This window comes from Thermosulfuriphilus ammonigenes (genome assembly GCF_011207455.1).
In the GTDB taxonomy this organism is placed as follows: Bacteria; Desulfobacterota; Thermodesulfobacteria; order Thermodesulfobacteriales; family ST65; genus Thermosulfuriphilus; species Thermosulfuriphilus ammonigenes.
This window is the reverse complement of sequence record NZ_CP048877.1, coordinates 1,158,128-1,172,607: the sequence shown is the minus strand read 5'-3', so window position 1 is coordinate 1,172,607 and position 14,480 is coordinate 1,158,128. Positions and strand designations below refer to the sequence as shown.

Genomic DNA, 14,480 nt, shown 5'->3' with positions numbered 1-14,480 from the left:
GTTACTCCACAATTAAACCAGCATAACCGACTACCTGAGAGTAGTCACCGGTTATATCCCCTGAAGTGGCATAGCGGACCAACTCGGCCTTTTGGGCCCCTAAGGCCCTGGCTGCAATAAGACCAACGGTTGTGGGGATCACTCCGCACATAGATATCCTGTTGGTCGCCACTGTTTCTAACAGACCTCGGGGGTCAAGGGCAAGTATTCGTTCAAGGGCCAGGGAGTCTTTAACCTTGGCCATCTCCTGGGATTCATAGTGGGTCATGTCGGTGCTGGATACAATGAGGGTCGGTCGTCCCCAGGCCCTGATCGCCCTAGCCAAGGCCAGGCCTATCTCTTCACATTCATTGTAACGAAGCCAGGAAAGACAGATGGGAACTATCTTAACCTCCGGACGAAGATACTGAAGAAAGGGAACCTGAACCTCTAAAGAATGTTCATAAAGATGGGCCTGGTGGTCTTCGGAGAGAATCTGGCTTTCATCCAAAATAAGCTCGGCCAGGGGGGCACTGATCTCTACCGGCCCAAAGGGCATCTCCCATGCCCCGGCAGGCATGATGGCCGCCGGTTCTCCCAGGCCGTGGTGATTTGGCCCCAGAATAATAACCTCTTCTGGGATGAGAAGACGAGAATATACGGCACCGGCCACCGGGCCAGAGTATATGTATCCGGCATGAGGGCAGATAGCCATCCGGGCCTGGGTTTTCGGAGCCTGAGGATCCAAATAGGACTCCACCATTCGTCTTAAAGCCAGAGGATCTGCCGGATAAAACTGGCCAGCTACAGCCGGATGCCGAACCAGAGATTTTTTCATTCTCTCACCCCCACTCTGAAACGATCAGAGGCTTCCCTTCCCTGAAAAATGGGGTTTAATCCTTGTCAGGGCAAGGTGCATCTGGTAACTTACCTGCGCTTTTAAGCGATAATATTTTATGAAAACTCATAGCCGGGCCTCAATCCGGTGGGTAGGTGGTAATCAACGATGATCCTTGATTCTCTTTTTGGTTGGCTTTCCACAGATATGGCCATTGATCTCGGGACGGCTAACACCCTGGTTTATGTCAAGGGTAAGGGTATAGTGCTTCGGGAACCTTCAGTGGTAGCGGTAAAAAAGGATGGCCGCAACAATAAAGTCTTGGCCGTAGGCAAAGAGGCCAAGATGATGTTAGGTAAGACTCCGGGCAACATAGTGGCCATCCGTCCAATGAAAGACGGGGTCATTGCCGACTTTGAGGTCACTGAGGCCATGCTTCGCTACTTTATCCGCAAGGTTCACAATCGCCGCACCCTGGTGCGCCCCCGGATAGTCATTAGTGTCCCTTCGGGGATTACCCAGGTAGAGAAACGAGCCGTGAAGGAAAGTGCAGAAAGCGCCGGGGCCAGAGAGGTTTATCTCATTGAGGAGCCCATGGCGGCGGCCATAGGTGCTGGTTTACCCATAACTGAGCCCACAGCCAACATGGTGGTGGATATCGGAGGGGGGACCACCGAGGTGGCTGTTATTTCTCTGGCGGGAATCGTCTATAGCAAGTCGGTACGGGTGGCCGGTGATAAGATGGACGAGGCCATTCTTCAGTACATCAAACGCAAGTATAATCTGCTAATTGGTGAACACACCGCTGAAAATATTAAAATTACCATTGGTAATGTCCTCCCCGAGGAACCCTTTGAAACCATGGACATCAAGGGACGCGATCTGGTTACCGGTGTTCCAAAGACTATCACTATAGATGCCGGTGAGGTGAGAGAGGCTATTAAGGAGCAAGTAGAAACAATCTTGGAGACGGTTAAGGTGGCCTTGGAGCAGACCCCGCCAGAACTGGCGGCCGATATAGTAGATAAGGGCATTGTTCTTACCGGCGGAGGAGCCCTTTTGCGGAACCTGGACAAGCTCATTAGGCAGGAGACCTCCCTCCCGGTAATCATTGCCGATGATCCCCTCTCTTCGGTGGTCCTTGGTTCCGGCAAGACCCTTGATAATATCCATGTCTTAAGAGAAATCATGATCCAGTAGCCTATAAGTGCGTGGACGATCCTTTTGGGCCAGATGGGCCAGATGGCTATTTTTAGGCGCAGCAGCTACCCTAGTTTTTGCCCTGATCGGTCTTAGCGTCGAACAGGGGCCAAGGTTTAGTCTTGCCCAGAAAATCCTAGTGGAGATTTTTGCCCCGGCAGAGAAGTTTGTCTCTCAAGGAATTTCCGGGGCCAAAAAACTTCTAGACTCCTATGTTTTTTTGGTCCATACCCACCAGGAGAACGAGGCACTTAAGAAGGAAAATGCCCTCCTTAAGGCCCGATTGGTAGAGTACCGGGAAGCCCTCATCGCCAATGCCCGCCTCAAGAAGCTTTTGAGGCTCAAAGAAAAACTTCCCTATGCCACTCTTGCGGCTCAGGTGGTGGGTCGGGATCCCTCTATGTGGTTCAGAAGCCTGATCATCGATTTGGGGTCTGACGAAGGGCTGGAGGAGGGCATGGCAGTGGTTACAGTTGGAGGGGTGGTTGGTCAAATCTTGGGGGTGACTCCCAAGTACGCCAAGGTAATGCTCATCACTGATCCTAACAGTGCGGTTGATGTTATTGTTCAGCGTTCTCGGGCCCGGGGAATCCTGCGAGGTAGAGGATCCGAGGTCTGCAGCCTGGAGTATGTAAGCATGGAAGCCGATGTTCGGGAGGGAGATCTTTTAATCACTTCAGGCCTTGACGGCATATTCCCTAAAGGACTTCTCGTGGGTACGGTATATCGAGTTTTGCCAGAACGTCAGGAGGGTCTATTTCAGAGGGTTGAGGTCAGGCCAGCCATTAATCTTGAAGATATAGAAGAAGTCTTGGTCATTCTTCGGAGAACCGGACTTGCGAATCAAAAGGGATTCTAAGGGGGAGCTTTATTTTTCGGGAGTGGTCTTCCTTATTGGAGGGCTGATTCTGGTTGTTTCCCTTACAATTCTGGCCCGATTTTCCTGGCTGAGAGTAGATCTTTATCTCTTGCTCATTACCGTAATAGCTCTCTTTGATTTGGGAGGGGCAGCGGGAGTCCTACTTGCTGGATCTTGGGGGCTCCTTATGGATACCTTTTCTGGCTACTTTCTTGGCCCCCATATTATGGTTTATCCCTTGGGCTTCTTTCTGGTTAGGTCTCTTCAGGCCAAGTTCCTTTTTCGGCGGGCTCTGGAGGGAATATTACTTACCTTCTGGATGGCCCTCCTGCTTGAGGGCTTGGTTGTCTTTTTTATCCGCTTTATCTATGCCGGCGAGGTGGGAGAGGGGCTCTGGGGGCGTCTTCTTTATCAAGCCCTGGTTTTGGCCCTGCTTTTCCCGCCTTTTTGGTTCTTTTTTAGAAGACTTCGGCAACGGTTTGGTCTGGGGGAAGAGATCTAGAGATGAGGTCTTCCTTTAACCTTCGACGCTTTGAAGAGTCGGACAATGGGGCCTTGAGAACCCGATTTAACTTGGCCTACGGCTTGGTCTTGGTTTTCTTTTCTGTGCTGGTGGTCAGGTTGTGGTTTTTGCAAATTCTTCATGGCCATGAATATCGCCTTAAGGCCGAAGAGAACAGGATTCGCCGGGTTCTTATTTCCCCTCCTCGAGGCAACATTTTAGACCGGGAGGGACGATTGCTGGCCGGGGTAAGACCTTGTTTTAATCTTTCGGTCATTCCTGAAGACGTAAAAGATATGGAGGGGCTCCTGGAGGAGCTTTCTCGAATTACAGGGATAGACGAAGAGATATTTCGTCAGAGTCTCCTGGCCCAGAAAAAACGTTCTCCCTTTCACCCCCTGATCCTGGCCCGTGATCTTGACCGGCAGACTGTGGCCCGCATCGAGGCCCGTCGCTATAAGTTGCCTGGAATCTTCATCGAGGTGGAGCCCAAAAGATATTATCCTCATCGCAATACGGCGGCCCACCTTATTGGGTACCTGGGAGAGGTAAGTGCCAAAGAACTCCGTGATCCTCGATTTGAGAAGTATCGTCCCGGAGATCGCATTGGTCGGACGGGGATAGAGAGGGCCTTTGAGAAGATTCTTCATGGGGAGGAAGGGGAGCGACGGGTGGAAGTCGATGCCCATGGAAGGATTATTCAGGTAATCCGGGAGATTCCTCCCCGGCCGGGGAATACCTTGATTCTTTCGGTGGATCTTGATCTTCAAAAGGTGGCCCAGGAGGTCTTAGATAATCAAGCCGGGGCAGCCATAGTCATGGATGTCAAAAATGGGCGGCTTCTGGCCTTGGCCAGCAGTCCCACCTTTGATCTGGAGAAGATATCCTATGGTTTAAGCCATTCAGAATGGCAGAAGTTGATCAACGATCCCCGACGTCCTTTAGAGAACAAGGCTATTCAGGGAACTTATTCGCCAGGATCCATTTTTAAAATCGTCTCCATGGCGGCGGCCCTGGAAGAAGGAGCCGTATCTGCTGACCTAAAGGTCTTCTGCCCTGGATATTACCGTTTTGGTCGTCGGGTATTTCGCTGCTGGAAGGCCGGCGGGCATGGCTGGGTAAATATAGAGGAGGCCTTAGTTGAGTCCTGTGATGTCTATTTTTACCATCTGGGGGAAATTTTGGGGGCCGATGTTATGGCCCGATATGCCCGGTCCTTTGGTTTCGGGAAAAAAACAGGAATCAAACTCTTCTCAGAAAAGTCTGGCCTTGTCCCTGATACCGCCTGGAAGAGACGCCGTTTTGGTGAGAGATGGCATGAGGGAGAAAGCCTCATAATGGCTATTGGGCAGGGCTATACCTTGGTTACCCCTCTTCAGATAGTCCGAATGGTGGCTGCCGTGGCTAATGGTGGTCATTTATATCGACCACTTTATCTGCAGCGGATCCTTGACCCCGATGGCCTGGAGGTGACCAGGGTAAGTGTTGAAGAAAATGGTCGCCTAGGGCTTTCCCGGGAGACCCTTTCTCGCATCAGGCGAGCCCTGATAGGGGTTGTAGAGGAGGGGACCGGGACGGCCGCCAAAATGAAAGACATTTTGCTGGCCGGCAAGACAGGGACAGCTCAGGTGATCCGTATGGGGAAAAAGAGACTCAAAACGGAAGAGCTTCCCTATGAGTATCGCGACCACGCTTGGTTTGCCGCCTATGCTCCGGCAGATGATCCGGAGGTGGCGGTGGTTGTCTTGGTGGAGCATGGGGGGCATGGAGGAAGTGTGGCGGCTCCGCTGGTGAAAAAGATCCTTGAGGCCTATTTTCAAAAGAAAAGACCTCTTCCCTCACCAAAAGGGATAAAAATTGCCTATGTTCGATAGAAGATACCTTTCCCATTTTGACTGGATTCTTCTGGCTATAGTTCTGGTCATTATGGCTTTGGGAGTGGTCAATCTCTACAGTGCCTCTGCCACTCTGACGAAGGGAGGCGGTATTTTCTATCTTAAACAACTTAACTGGTATATCATTGGTCTCTTTTTTATGTTTTTGCTTCTTCTTGTTGACTATCGCTGGTTCTATAAGTGGGCTCCCATTTTATATATTGTTTGTCTGGTTAGCCTGGTGCTGGTGCTTTTTATTGGCAAGGAGGTAGGGGGAGGGCGACGCTGGCTGTCTCTGGGGTTTGCTAATGTTCAGCCCTCTGAGTTTGCTAAGCTGGCCACGGTGATTGCCCTTGCCAGCTATTTCTACCGGCGGGATCCGGCGGAAGGTTATGGTTTAAAGGATCTTATCTTCCCTACTATTTTGGTGTTAGTCCCTGCTCTTCTTATCATGGAGGAGCCAGATCTAGGAACCGCTGGTCTTCTTTTTTTGATTTACGCCTCAATGCTGCTCCTGATCCGTATTCGCTGGCCAGTTTTGATCTCCATGGCCTTGGGAACCCTGCTTTCTCTGCCCATTCTTTGGCTTAACCTCAAGCCATATCAGCGTCGTCGCATAGAAATCTTTCTCCGTCCCGAACTTGATCCCTTAGGTAGTGGATATCACGTTATTCAATCCAAGATAGCCGTCGGTTCGGGAGGAATGTTTGGAAGGGGCTACCTCTCCGGCACTCAGAGCCGCCTTAATTTCCTCCCTGAAAGGCACACTGATTTTGCTTTCTCTGTTTTTGCTGAGGAATGGGGCTTTCTGGGAGCTGTTGGCGTTATTGGTCTTTACCTGCTCTTACTCATTAGAGGGCTTTCCATCGCGGCCCGATCAAAGGAACGTTTTGGTAGTTTTTTGGCCTTTGGAATAGTGGCCATGATCTTCTGGCAGGCGGTAATCAACATTGCCATGGTGGTGGGGATGATGCCGGTGGTGGGGATCCCCCTGCCGCTTTTTAGTTACGGAGGGTCCTCTGTGCTTACCACCATGATTGGTATTGGATTGCTGCTCAACATCCGGATGCGTCGATTCATGTTCCAATAGTCACAAAAAGCTGTCAAAATGACGGGAAAAAAGCCGTTGACACCGATTTTAAAATGATGTAGAAGCTCCAAAGCATGAATGACCATTCAGTAAATGGAGAGATTTACGCTAGATCGAGAGGTTAAGAATGATATCACTTGATATAACTTTATGGGTACAGATTGTAAAAATTCTTATTCTCACCTTCATTCTTAATGCCATCCTCATTAAGCCCATTTTGCGTATCCTCAGAGAGCGGGAAGAGCACTTTGCTGGCCTGGAGCAGGATATTCAGCGTTTTACAGAGAGCGCTGAGCAGCTTTTGGAGAACTATAATCGGCGGCTGGCTGAGGCTCGAATGGAGGCGGGGAAAAAGCGAGAGGAGCTGAAGCTTCAGGCCAAGCAGGAGGAAAAGTCTATATTGGAGGCGGCTACCAAGGAGGCTGAGGCCAGAAAGAGTGAGCTGCTTTCTCAAGTAATGAAAGAGATAGAAGGGGTTAGAAAGGCCCTGCGGGAGCAGGTGGAGGGTTTTGCGGCTCAGATAGCTCAGAAGCTCTTGGGGAGGAGCATTTAATGAAATCCATAAGGCCTCCAGTTTGGCTGGTAATTGTTTTTTTGGTGTTTGGTCTTTCTTTTTTGGGTTTGGGGTCAGCTCTGGCGGTGGAGGAGCATGCCACCGGTGGGCATGAGGCAACCTATCAGGCTGAGGCCGGGCATGCCTCTCACCCTCAGGGAGAGTCTGAGATGGCTGGTGGGGGCAGCGATCATGCGGCAGCAGCCCATGGTGAGGCGGCCCATGGTGAGGGTGAGCATCACGGAGTAACTCCTTCCCAGATTCGTAATCTCATCTGGTGGACAGTTAATTTTGTCCTCCTGGTTTTTATTTTAGTGAAGTTTGGAAAGGCCCCTGTTTCTCAAATGTTTCGGGAGCGGCGGGAGTCTATTGAGGGTCGTCTTGAGGAGCTGGAGGCCAAACGTCGGGAGGCTGAGGCCCGCTATCGTGAGTACGAGCAGCGTCTCTCCGGTCTTGAGGAGGAGGCCCGGCAGATAATGGAGGCTTTTGTTGAGCAGGGGGAGAAAGAGAAGGCCCGCATTATTGCCGAGGCTAAAGAGACGGCGGAGCGGATAAAGCAACAAGCTGAGTTTTACGTCCAGCAGGAGCTGGAAAAGGCCCGTCAGCAGCTTCGTGAAGAAGTGGCCGATTTGGCGGTCAAGATGGCGGAAGACATCATCAAGAAAAATATTACCCCTGAAGATCAGAAACGCCTTGTGGGCGAATTTATTGAAAAGGTGGTGCAGGTACATTGACGCGCAAAGTAATAGCCCTCAAATACGCTCGAGGTCTTTTTGCTGTTGGCAAGGAAGACGGCCAGTTTAAGGAGTACGGCCAGGAGCTTGATCGCTTGGCCGCCTTTTTGCGGGAGGCCCCGGATATTATGGAGGCCCTGGAAAACCCTGTCTTTCCGCCGGACTTAAAGCTCCAGATTGTCGAGGAGCTTATCAAGGCCTTGAGCATCATTGACGCGGTGGCCAAGTTTCTCCGTCTCTTGGTGGAAAAACGTCGCATTCACCACATTGCCCAGATTGCGGAGGCCTATCAGGAGCTTTTGGATGAAGAGCTGGGGATTAGTCGGGCCAAAGTGGTGGCGGCCATTGAGCTTTCGCCGGAAGATCAGCAAAAGTTGGCTGAGGCTCTGGAGAAGGTGACCGGTCAGAAGGTTATTGTAGAGATGGAAGTAGATCCCTCAATTATAGGAGGGGTGGTGGCCCGAATAGGTGATTTGGTTCTGGATGGTAGTATTCGGGCCCAGTTAGAAAAATTTAAAGAATCCATAAGAAGGGGTGAGGTGGCCTCATGACTCAGATTAAAGCTTCGGAAATTAGTGATCTCATAAAAAAGCAGATCGAGGAGTACGAAAAGAAAGTTGACCTGAATGAGATGGGGGTTGTTATTTCCGTGGGTGATGGAATCGCCCGCGTCTATGGCTTGCGTAACTGCCAGGCTATGGAGCTTATTGAGTTTCCTGGCGGTGAGATGGGGATCGCGCTTAACTTGGAGCTGGATAATGTTGGTGTCCCCATTATGGGAGAGGCTCACCATATTAAAGAGGGGGATCTTTGCAAGCGGACTGGCCGAATCGCTGAGGTCCCGGTGGGTGAAGCGGTTTTGGGGCGTGTGGTTGATCCTCTGGGGCGTCCGCTAGATGGGAAGGGCCCTATTGAGGCCAAAGACTTCCGGCGTATCGAGGTTAAGGCCCCGGGGATTATTGCTCGCCGGCCAGTGCATGAGCCCATGTATACGGGTATCAAGGCCATTGATGCCATGACTCCTATTGGGCGTGGCCAGCGTGAGCTCATTATTGGTGACCGTCAGACGGGTAAAACCGCCATCTGTGTGGATGCCATTATTAACCAGAAGGACAGTGACATCTATTGTATTTATGTTGCCGTAGGACAAAAGAAGTCCACTGTGGCCCAGGTGGTGGAGGTGCTCCGCCGCTATGGAGCCATGGAATATACTACCGTGGTGGCCGCCTGTGCTTCGGATCCGGCGACCCTTCAGTTTATTGCTCCTTATGCTGGTTGCGCCATGGGTGAGTATTTTCGTGACTCTGGCCGCCATGCCTTGATCATCTACGATGATCTTTCCAAGCAGGCCAATGCCTATCGAGAGGTGTCTCTCCTTCTGCGGCGTCCTCCCGGACGAGAGGCCTTCCCGGGAGATATTTTCTATAACCACTCTCGTCTCCTGGAGCGGGCGGCTAAAATGCACGAGAGCAAGGGGGGTGGCAGCCTTACGGCCTTGCCCATTATTGAGACTCTCCAGGGAGACGTCTCCGCCTATATTCCCACTAATGTTATTTCTATTACTGATGGTCAGGTGTATCTTGAGCCCAGTCTCTTTTTTGCTGGTATCCGGCCGGCCATCAACGTTGGTCTTTCGGTCTCCCGAGTGGGTGGTGCCGCCCAGGTAAAGGCGATGAAGCAGGTCGCTGGTCGGCTCCGTCTGGATCTGGCGCAGTATCGAGAGCTGGCCGCCTTTGCCCAGTTTGGTTCCGAGCTTGATAAGGCCACTCAGGCTCAGCTGAATCGGGGTATGAGGCTTACAGAAATTCTCAAGCAGCCTCAATATCAGCCTCTGCCTTTAGAGAAACAGGTTTGTATCCTTTTTGCTGGTACCCGTGGTTTTCTGGATGAGTTGCCGGTGGAAGTGCTCCAGGATTATGAGAGGGAGCTCTATGAATTTGTCGAGAGCAAATATCCTGATGTCTTCAAGGAGATTGCCGAGAAGAAAGAGATCAGCCCTGAGCTGGAAGAAAAGATGAAAAATATGCTTAATGAGTTCAATCAGCAGTTTAAGCAGGCCCATGGCCTGTCTTAAGGGTGGGGAGCGATGCCTAACTTAAGAGATATTCGGCGCAAAATTGATGCCGTTAAAAAAATCGGGCAGATTACCCGGGCCATGAACATGGTTGCCGCGGCTAAGCTCCGTACAGCCCAGGCCCGTATGGAAAAGTTTCGTCCCTATGCCACCAAGTTTCGGGAGGTAATTACCGATCTGGCGGCCTCGGGGGCTATTGATCCAGCCCAGTTTCCTCTGATGCAGGTCAGAGAGCCCAAGCGGGTGGAGATCCTTCTTATTACCGCGGATCGAGGGCTGTGCGGGGCCTTCAATACCAATCTTATAACCGCGGCGGAAAAGTTTGCTCGTTCTCTTCAGGCCGAAGGCAAAGAGGTTTCCATGGTCTGTGTGGGCCGGAAGGGGGCAGATTACTTCCGTAAGTCTCCCTTCAATATGCGTAAAGATTATCGGGATATTATGGCCCGTTTTGAGATTTTTAATGCTCGTGAGATAGCCCGAGAAGTCATGAATGACTTCATTGAGGCCAAGACCGATGAGGTCTATATCATATATGGTCTATTTATTAATGTGGTTCGTCAAATCCCCAAGACAGAAAAGCTTCTTCCTATTACCATTGAGCAAGAGGGGGAGACTACTGCGGGCGGGGAAGCGGCTTATATCTATGAGCCCTCTGCCGAGGAGATTTTTCAGCAGCTTCTGCCCATGTATGTGAATACTCAAGTTTTTAGGGGAATGTTGGAGACGGCGGCCAGCGAGCAGGCAGCTAGAATGACGGCGATGGATAACGCTAATCGGGCGTGCGGCGATATGGTCCATAGCCTGACGTTGCTCTTTAATAAGACTCGTCAGGCCTCCATTACTAAAGAACTCATGGATATCGTGGGAGGCGCCGAGGCCCTTAAGGGGTAACAACAATAGAATACTGACCTTTTAAGGAGGAAGGGATAGATATGAGTGAAGCCAACTACGGCAAAATAGTTCAGGTTATGGGGCCGGTTGTGGATGTTGAGTTTCCGCCGGGCAAGGTTCCAGCCATCCTTGAGGCCATTAAGGTTACCAATCCGGCCATCGATGATCGGGAGGAGAACCTTACCCTGGAGGTGGCTCAGCACCTCGGAGATAATATGGTTCGAACCATCGCCATGGACACCACTGATGGTTTGCAGCGGGGAATGAAGGCTCGGGCCACTGGTTCTCCTATTCGGGTGCCGGTGGGAGAGGCCACCTTGGGGCGGATTATGAATGTTGTTGGAGATCCTGTGGATGAAGCGGGTCCGATTGAGGCCAAGGAGACCTATCCTATTCATCGTCCGGCTCCGGCTTTTACTGATCAGGATGTGACCATTAAGGTTCTGGAAACCGGTATCAAGGTTCTTGATCTCTTGGTCCCCTTCCCCCGGGGTGGAAAGATGGGGACTTTCGGTGGGGCCGGTGTCGGCAAGACAGTGGTCATGATGGAAATGATCCATAATATCGCCATGGAGCATGGTGGTATTTCGGTCTTTTGTGGTGTAGGAGAGCGGACCCGTGAGGGTAATGACCTTTATCTGGAAATGAAGCACTCGGGGGTTATCTCCAAGGCCGCCCTGGTCTATGGTCAGATGAATGAGCCTCCAGGAGCCCGGGCCCGGGTGGCTCTTACCGGCGTTACCGTGGCTGAGTATTTCCGAGACGAGCAGGGACAGGACGTGCTTCTTTTCATCGACAACATCTTTCGTTTTACCCAGGCGGGTTCTGAGGTTTCGGCTCTACTAGGTCGTATTCCTTCGGCTGTCGGTTACCAGCCAACTTTGGCTACAGACCTTGGTGAGCTTCAGGAACGGATCACTTCAACCACTAAGGGGTCTATTACTTCGGTTCAGTGTGTTTATGTGCCGGCTGACGACCTTACTGACCCGGCTCCAGCCACCACTTTTGCTCATCTTGACGGAACAGTGGTTCTTTCGCGTCAAATAGCTGAGTTGGGAATATACCCAGCGGTGGATCCTCTGGATTCTATGTCCCGAATTCTTGATCCCAATGTTTTGGGTGAGGAACATTATCAGGTGGCTCGAGGAGTCCAGCAGGTTCTTCAGCGCTATAAAGACCTTCAGGATATTATCGCCATTTTGGGAATGGACGAGCTCTCGGATGAAGACAAGCTTATCGTGGGGCGGGCTCGAAAGATCCAGCGTTTTCTTTCTCAGCCCTTCCACGTAGCGGAACAGTTTACCGGGACCCCGGGGCGTTATGTAAAGATTGAAGATACAGTGCGTGGCTTTAAGGAGATCCTAGACGGTAAACATGACGACTTGCCAGAGCAGGCCTTCTACATGGTTGGAACCATTGAGGAGGCTGTCGAGAAGGCTCAGAAGATGGCGGCAGGAGGCTAGCTCTCATGCCAAACAAGATCCTTTTGGAAATAGTCACTCCCAGTAGATTGGTAGTCTCTGAGGAGGTTGATATTGTCACTGCCCCGGGGGTAGCGGGTGAATTTGGGGTCTTGGCCAACCATGCTCCCATGGTAGCTACTATCAAAATTGGTGAACTACGCTATCGAAAAGATGGGCATGAGGAGTATGTGGCTATTAGTGGGGGGTTTTGCGAGGTCTCAAAGAATAAAATTACCTTTTTAGCTGAAGCAGCAGAAAAGGCCCATGAGATAGACGTTGAGCGGGCTATGAGGGCCAAGGAGCGAGCCGAAAGGCGTCTCCAGGAAGCGGCAGCCAAAAGAGAGAGGATAGATATGGCTCGGGCCCAGGCGGCTCTCCAAAGGGCTCTTACCCGGTTAAAAGTGGTCGAACATGCCAGAGGTCATCATTAGAAAAGAATAAATCTGAGGCTACATAGAGATTAAAAGGCAAGCCTTAAGGCTTGCCTTTTTTGTTTTTAGGGGCCAGACTTGTCTTCTGAATCCCTTGAGATCGGGAGGTCAGCCCTGATGGATCTTTGTGCCCTTATCCTGGCTGCTGGTAAAGGAACAAGAATGAAATCTCAACGTCCGAAAGTGCTGCATGAGATCTTGGGGCAACCTATGCTGGCCTATATCTTGGATGCCGTCAAAAGTCTTAATCCTTGTCAGGTGGTGGTTGTGGTGGGGCATAAAGCCTCAGAGGTTGAAAAGGCCTTTGCCGATCAAAGTTTGACCTTTGTCCATCAATCTGAGCAGTTAGGGACAGGACATGCCGTTCAGATAGCTCTGGATTCCCTTGAGGCTGACAGAGTCCTTATTACCTGTGGGGACACCCCCCTTCTGTCCGCAAACACCTTGGGTCTTCTTTTTGAAGAGCACCTTAGAAGCAGAGCCAGTCTCTCTTTCCTTACCGCAGAACTGGCAGATCCAACAGGTTATGGTCGGATAATTAGGGATGCTACCGGGGGGCCGCAAACTATAGTTGAAGAAAAGGATGCCTCCACTTTAGAGAAGAAGGTTAAAGAGGTGAATGCCGGGGTCTATATCGCTGATAGAGACTTCTTAAGAAAGGCCCTGGAGAGCCTTCGTCCTGAAAACGCTCAGGGAGAATATTATCTTACCGATATCGTTGCCTGGGCGGCAAGCAATGGTTTCCCGATGGCTACAGTTCAACTTCGGGATCCTGATGAGATGTTAGGGGTTAACGATCGTCGGCAATTAGCTCATGTGGAGAATATTCTTCTCCAGCGTTTGAGAGAAAGATTAATGAAAGAAGGGGTAACCCTTAAAATGCCCGAGACCATTTATCTTGAGCCTTCTGTAGCTATAGAAGATGATGTGACTATCTGGCCTGGCGCTGTTCTTCGAGGTCAGACAGTTATCCATCGAGGGGCTGAGATTGGTCCGGGAGCCATTCTTATTGATGCTCTGGTACCAGAAGGGACCAGGGTTTGTCCGGGAGCTATCCTCATCGGCCCCGATTCAAGTCTCTGCTAAGGAGGCCCTTATGGAAATAACTGAACTCTCTCAGCTGGAAGAACGTCTGGAGCGTCTCTTAAAGGGCTATCTGGAGCTTAAACGGCAACATCAAATCCTTCAGAGGCTTCTTCAGGAGCGGGAGGCAGAGATCGAACGCCTTCGTCAGGAGAGGGCCCTCTTTAAAGAGAAAGTGGTGGCCTTAATCGATAGACTTGAACAGGTAGAAAAAGAACAGGATGTCCATTGACTGAGGTCGTCTTTTATTTTTTAGGGCAAGAATACCGCTTTCGTACCGACCTTCCCGAGGAGGTCGCCCAGGAGGTAGTTTCTTATCTTTATCAAAAAATAGAAGAACTAGAGCTTGAAAGGCGTCCTTTGCCTCCAGTTAAGGTGGCCGTATTGCTCCTATTGAACATTGCTCGAGATTATGTCACTTTAAAGGATGAAGTCGCCAGGGAAACCCGGCGGTTGATTGAACAGATAGATCAAGAGTTGACAGAGGGTTCCCCCTGCGGTGTGCGTGATTAACGGTAGGTCCGTTGAGCCAACATTACCTGGCATGGGAGACCTCCCTTCGTCCTGAGTGCAGACTTCCCGACTTTGGTCGGAGAAGGAGCCGGAGGGGCGAACAGGTCACCCACTTAAAAATGTCAGGTTCAAACGGCCAGTTAACACGGCACTGCGGGGGGATGGCTATATCCCGTAAGGGTCAAAATATATGATTTGCCTTTTGTGGGCAGCGGGTGAAGTGGGATTTAGTCCAGCCCATGGTGGCTATGGACATATAAAAAACAAAAAAACATCACATGTTTGGTTTTTTACATATGGTAGATTTACGGAGGTGAAAGGTTTTTAAAGTTTTTTAGGGCCTTTATCTCCTTGTAAGCCTTCCTTGGTTTTCCTTCACCCATAGTCCTGCCCACT

Annotated in this window: 15 protein-coding genes, 1 other RNA gene and 1 pseudogene; 16 read left to right on the top strand and 1 reads right to left on the bottom strand. The window is 50.8% G+C overall.

Annotated elements, in window-relative coordinates:
- Position 1: 1 nt before the first annotated feature.
- Positions 2–817 (bottom strand): AmmeMemoRadiSam system protein B, encoded by an 816-nt coding sequence (gene amrB / locus G4V39_RS05700; protein WP_246169622.1) that lies wholly within the window; start codon positions 815–817, stop codon positions 2–4.
- Positions 818–985: 168 nt separating this feature from the next.
- Here amrB and G4V39_RS05695 point away from each other — a divergent pair, with 168 nt between their 5' ends.
- The 16 genes and pseudogenes from G4V39_RS05695 (at position 986) to ssrS (ending at position 14,248) form a co-directional block, all read left to right on the top strand.
- A complete protein-coding gene (locus G4V39_RS05695) occupies positions 986–2,017 on the top strand; it encodes a rod shape-determining protein (RefSeq protein WP_166032004.1) in 1,032 nt (343 codons plus the stop codon).
- Positions 2,018–2,156: 139 nt separating this feature from the next.
- Entirely contained in the window at positions 2,157–2,876 is a 720-nt protein-coding gene (gene mreC, locus G4V39_RS05690) for a rod shape-determining protein MreC (protein ID WP_220126053.1), read from the top strand.
- On the top strand, positions 2,854–3,378 hold the full coding sequence (gene mreD, locus G4V39_RS05685) for a rod shape-determining protein MreD (protein WP_166032002.1): 525 nt from the start codon (positions 2,854–2,856) through the stop codon (positions 3,376–3,378). The genes mreC and mreD overlap by 23 nt, the downstream gene beginning before the upstream one ends.
- A 2-nt stretch (positions 3,379–3,380) precedes the next feature.
- Positions 3,381–5,252, top strand: coding sequence for a penicillin-binding protein 2 (mrdA, locus tag G4V39_RS05680; RefSeq protein ID WP_166032001.1), 1,872 nt, complete (start codon positions 3,381–3,383; stop codon positions 5,250–5,252).
- The gene (gene rodA, locus G4V39_RS05675) at positions 5,242–6,342 is read left to right on the top strand and encodes a rod shape-determining protein RodA (RefSeq protein ID WP_166032000.1); all 1,101 of its coding nucleotides are present in this window, start codon (positions 5,242–5,244) and stop codon (positions 6,340–6,342) included. Before mrdA ends, rodA begins: the two co-directional genes overlap by 11 nt.
- A 127-nt stretch (positions 6,343–6,469) precedes the next feature.
- Positions 6,470–6,895 (top strand): F0F1 ATP synthase subunit B family protein, encoded by a 426-nt coding sequence (locus G4V39_RS05670; RefSeq protein ID WP_166031999.1) that lies wholly within the window; start codon positions 6,470–6,472, stop codon positions 6,893–6,895.
- Positions 6,895–7,629, top strand: coding sequence for a F0F1 ATP synthase subunit B (gene atpF, locus G4V39_RS05665; RefSeq protein ID WP_166031998.1), 735 nt, complete (start codon positions 6,895–6,897; stop codon positions 7,627–7,629). Before G4V39_RS05670 ends, atpF begins: the two co-directional genes overlap by 1 nt.
- Entirely contained in the window at positions 7,626–8,180 is a 555-nt protein-coding gene (atpH, locus tag G4V39_RS05660) for an ATP synthase F1 subunit delta (protein WP_166031997.1), read from the top strand. The genes atpF and atpH overlap by 4 nt, the downstream gene beginning before the upstream one ends.
- Positions 8,177–9,703, top strand: a complete 1,527-nt coding sequence (atpA, locus tag G4V39_RS05655) for a F0F1 ATP synthase subunit alpha (protein WP_166031996.1) — start codon at positions 8,177–8,179, stop codon at positions 9,701–9,703. Before atpH ends, atpA begins: the two co-directional genes overlap by 4 nt.
- A 12-nt stretch (positions 9,704–9,715) precedes the next feature.
- Entirely contained in the window at positions 9,716–10,594 is an 879-nt protein-coding gene (gene atpG, locus G4V39_RS05650) for an ATP synthase F1 subunit gamma (RefSeq protein ID WP_166031995.1), read from the top strand.
- A 41-nt stretch (positions 10,595–10,635) separates the two neighbouring features.
- Complete coding sequence (atpD, locus tag G4V39_RS05645) at positions 10,636–12,057, top strand: F0F1 ATP synthase subunit beta (RefSeq protein WP_166031994.1); 1,422 nt, start codon at positions 10,636–10,638, stop codon at positions 12,055–12,057.
- 5 nt (positions 12,058–12,062) lie between these two features.
- On the top strand, positions 12,063–12,488 hold the full coding sequence (locus tag G4V39_RS05640; RefSeq protein WP_166031993.1) for a F0F1 ATP synthase subunit epsilon: 426 nt from the start codon (positions 12,063–12,065) through the stop codon (positions 12,486–12,488).
- Between the two features lie 117 nt (positions 12,489–12,605).
- Positions 12,606–13,574 (top strand): bifunctional UDP-N-acetylglucosamine diphosphorylase/glucosamine-1-phosphate N-acetyltransferase GlmU, encoded by a 969-nt coding sequence (locus tag G4V39_RS05635; RefSeq protein ID WP_166031992.1) that lies wholly within the window; start codon positions 12,606–12,608, stop codon positions 13,572–13,574.
- A gap of 10 nt (positions 13,575–13,584) precedes the next feature.
- Positions 13,585–13,803: a hypothetical protein gene (locus G4V39_RS05630; protein WP_166031991.1), complete on the top strand. Its 219-nt coding sequence runs from the start codon at positions 13,585–13,587 to the stop codon at positions 13,801–13,803.
- Positions 13,800–14,033: pseudogene (gene zapA / locus G4V39_RS11450) on the top strand (cell division protein ZapA); the annotation flags it as partial. The gene G4V39_RS05630 and the pseudogene zapA, both read left to right, overlap by 4 nt.
- 26 nt (positions 14,034–14,059) lie before the next feature.
- A non-coding RNA gene (gene ssrS, locus G4V39_RS05620) (6S RNA) lies at positions 14,060–14,248 on the top strand.
- Positions 14,249–14,480: the final 232 nt, after the last annotated feature.

Bases quoted from the DNA above. Each gene is read 5' to 3' on its own strand.
- G4V39_RS05695 (WP_166032004.1), top strand. From the start codon at position 986: ATGATCCTTGATTCTCTTTTTGGTTGGCTTTCCACAGATATGGCCATT.
- G4V39_RS05635 (WP_166031992.1), top strand. From the start codon at position 12,606: ATGGATCTTTGTGCCCTTATCCTGGCTGCTGGTAAAGGAACAAGAATG.
- G4V39_RS05640 (WP_166031993.1), top strand. From the start codon at position 12,063: ATGCCAAACAAGATCCTTTTGGAAATAGTCACTCCCAGTAGATTGGTA.
- G4V39_RS05670 (WP_166031999.1), top strand. From the start codon at position 6,470: ATGATATCACTTGATATAACTTTATGGGTACAGATTGTAAAAATTCTT.
- amrB (WP_246169622.1), bottom strand. From the start codon at position 817: ATGAAAAAATCTCTGGTTCGGCATCCGGCTGTAGCTGGCCAGTTTTAT.
- atpA (WP_166031996.1), top strand. From the start codon at position 8,177: ATGACTCAGATTAAAGCTTCGGAAATTAGTGATCTCATAAAAAAGCAG.
- atpG (WP_166031995.1), top strand. From the start codon at position 9,716: ATGCCTAACTTAAGAGATATTCGGCGCAAAATTGATGCCGTTAAAAAA.
- G4V39_RS05630 (WP_166031991.1), top strand. From the start codon at position 13,585: ATGGAAATAACTGAACTCTCTCAGCTGGAAGAACGTCTGGAGCGTCTC.
- atpD (WP_166031994.1), top strand. From the start codon at position 10,636: ATGAGTGAAGCCAACTACGGCAAAATAGTTCAGGTTATGGGGCCGGTT.
- mrdA (WP_166032001.1), top strand. From the start codon at position 3,381: ATGAGGTCTTCCTTTAACCTTCGACGCTTTGAAGAGTCGGACAATGGG.
- rodA (WP_166032000.1), top strand. From the start codon at position 5,242: ATGTTCGATAGAAGATACCTTTCCCATTTTGACTGGATTCTTCTGGCT.
- atpF (WP_166031998.1), top strand. From the start codon at position 6,895: ATGAAATCCATAAGGCCTCCAGTTTGGCTGGTAATTGTTTTTTTGGTG.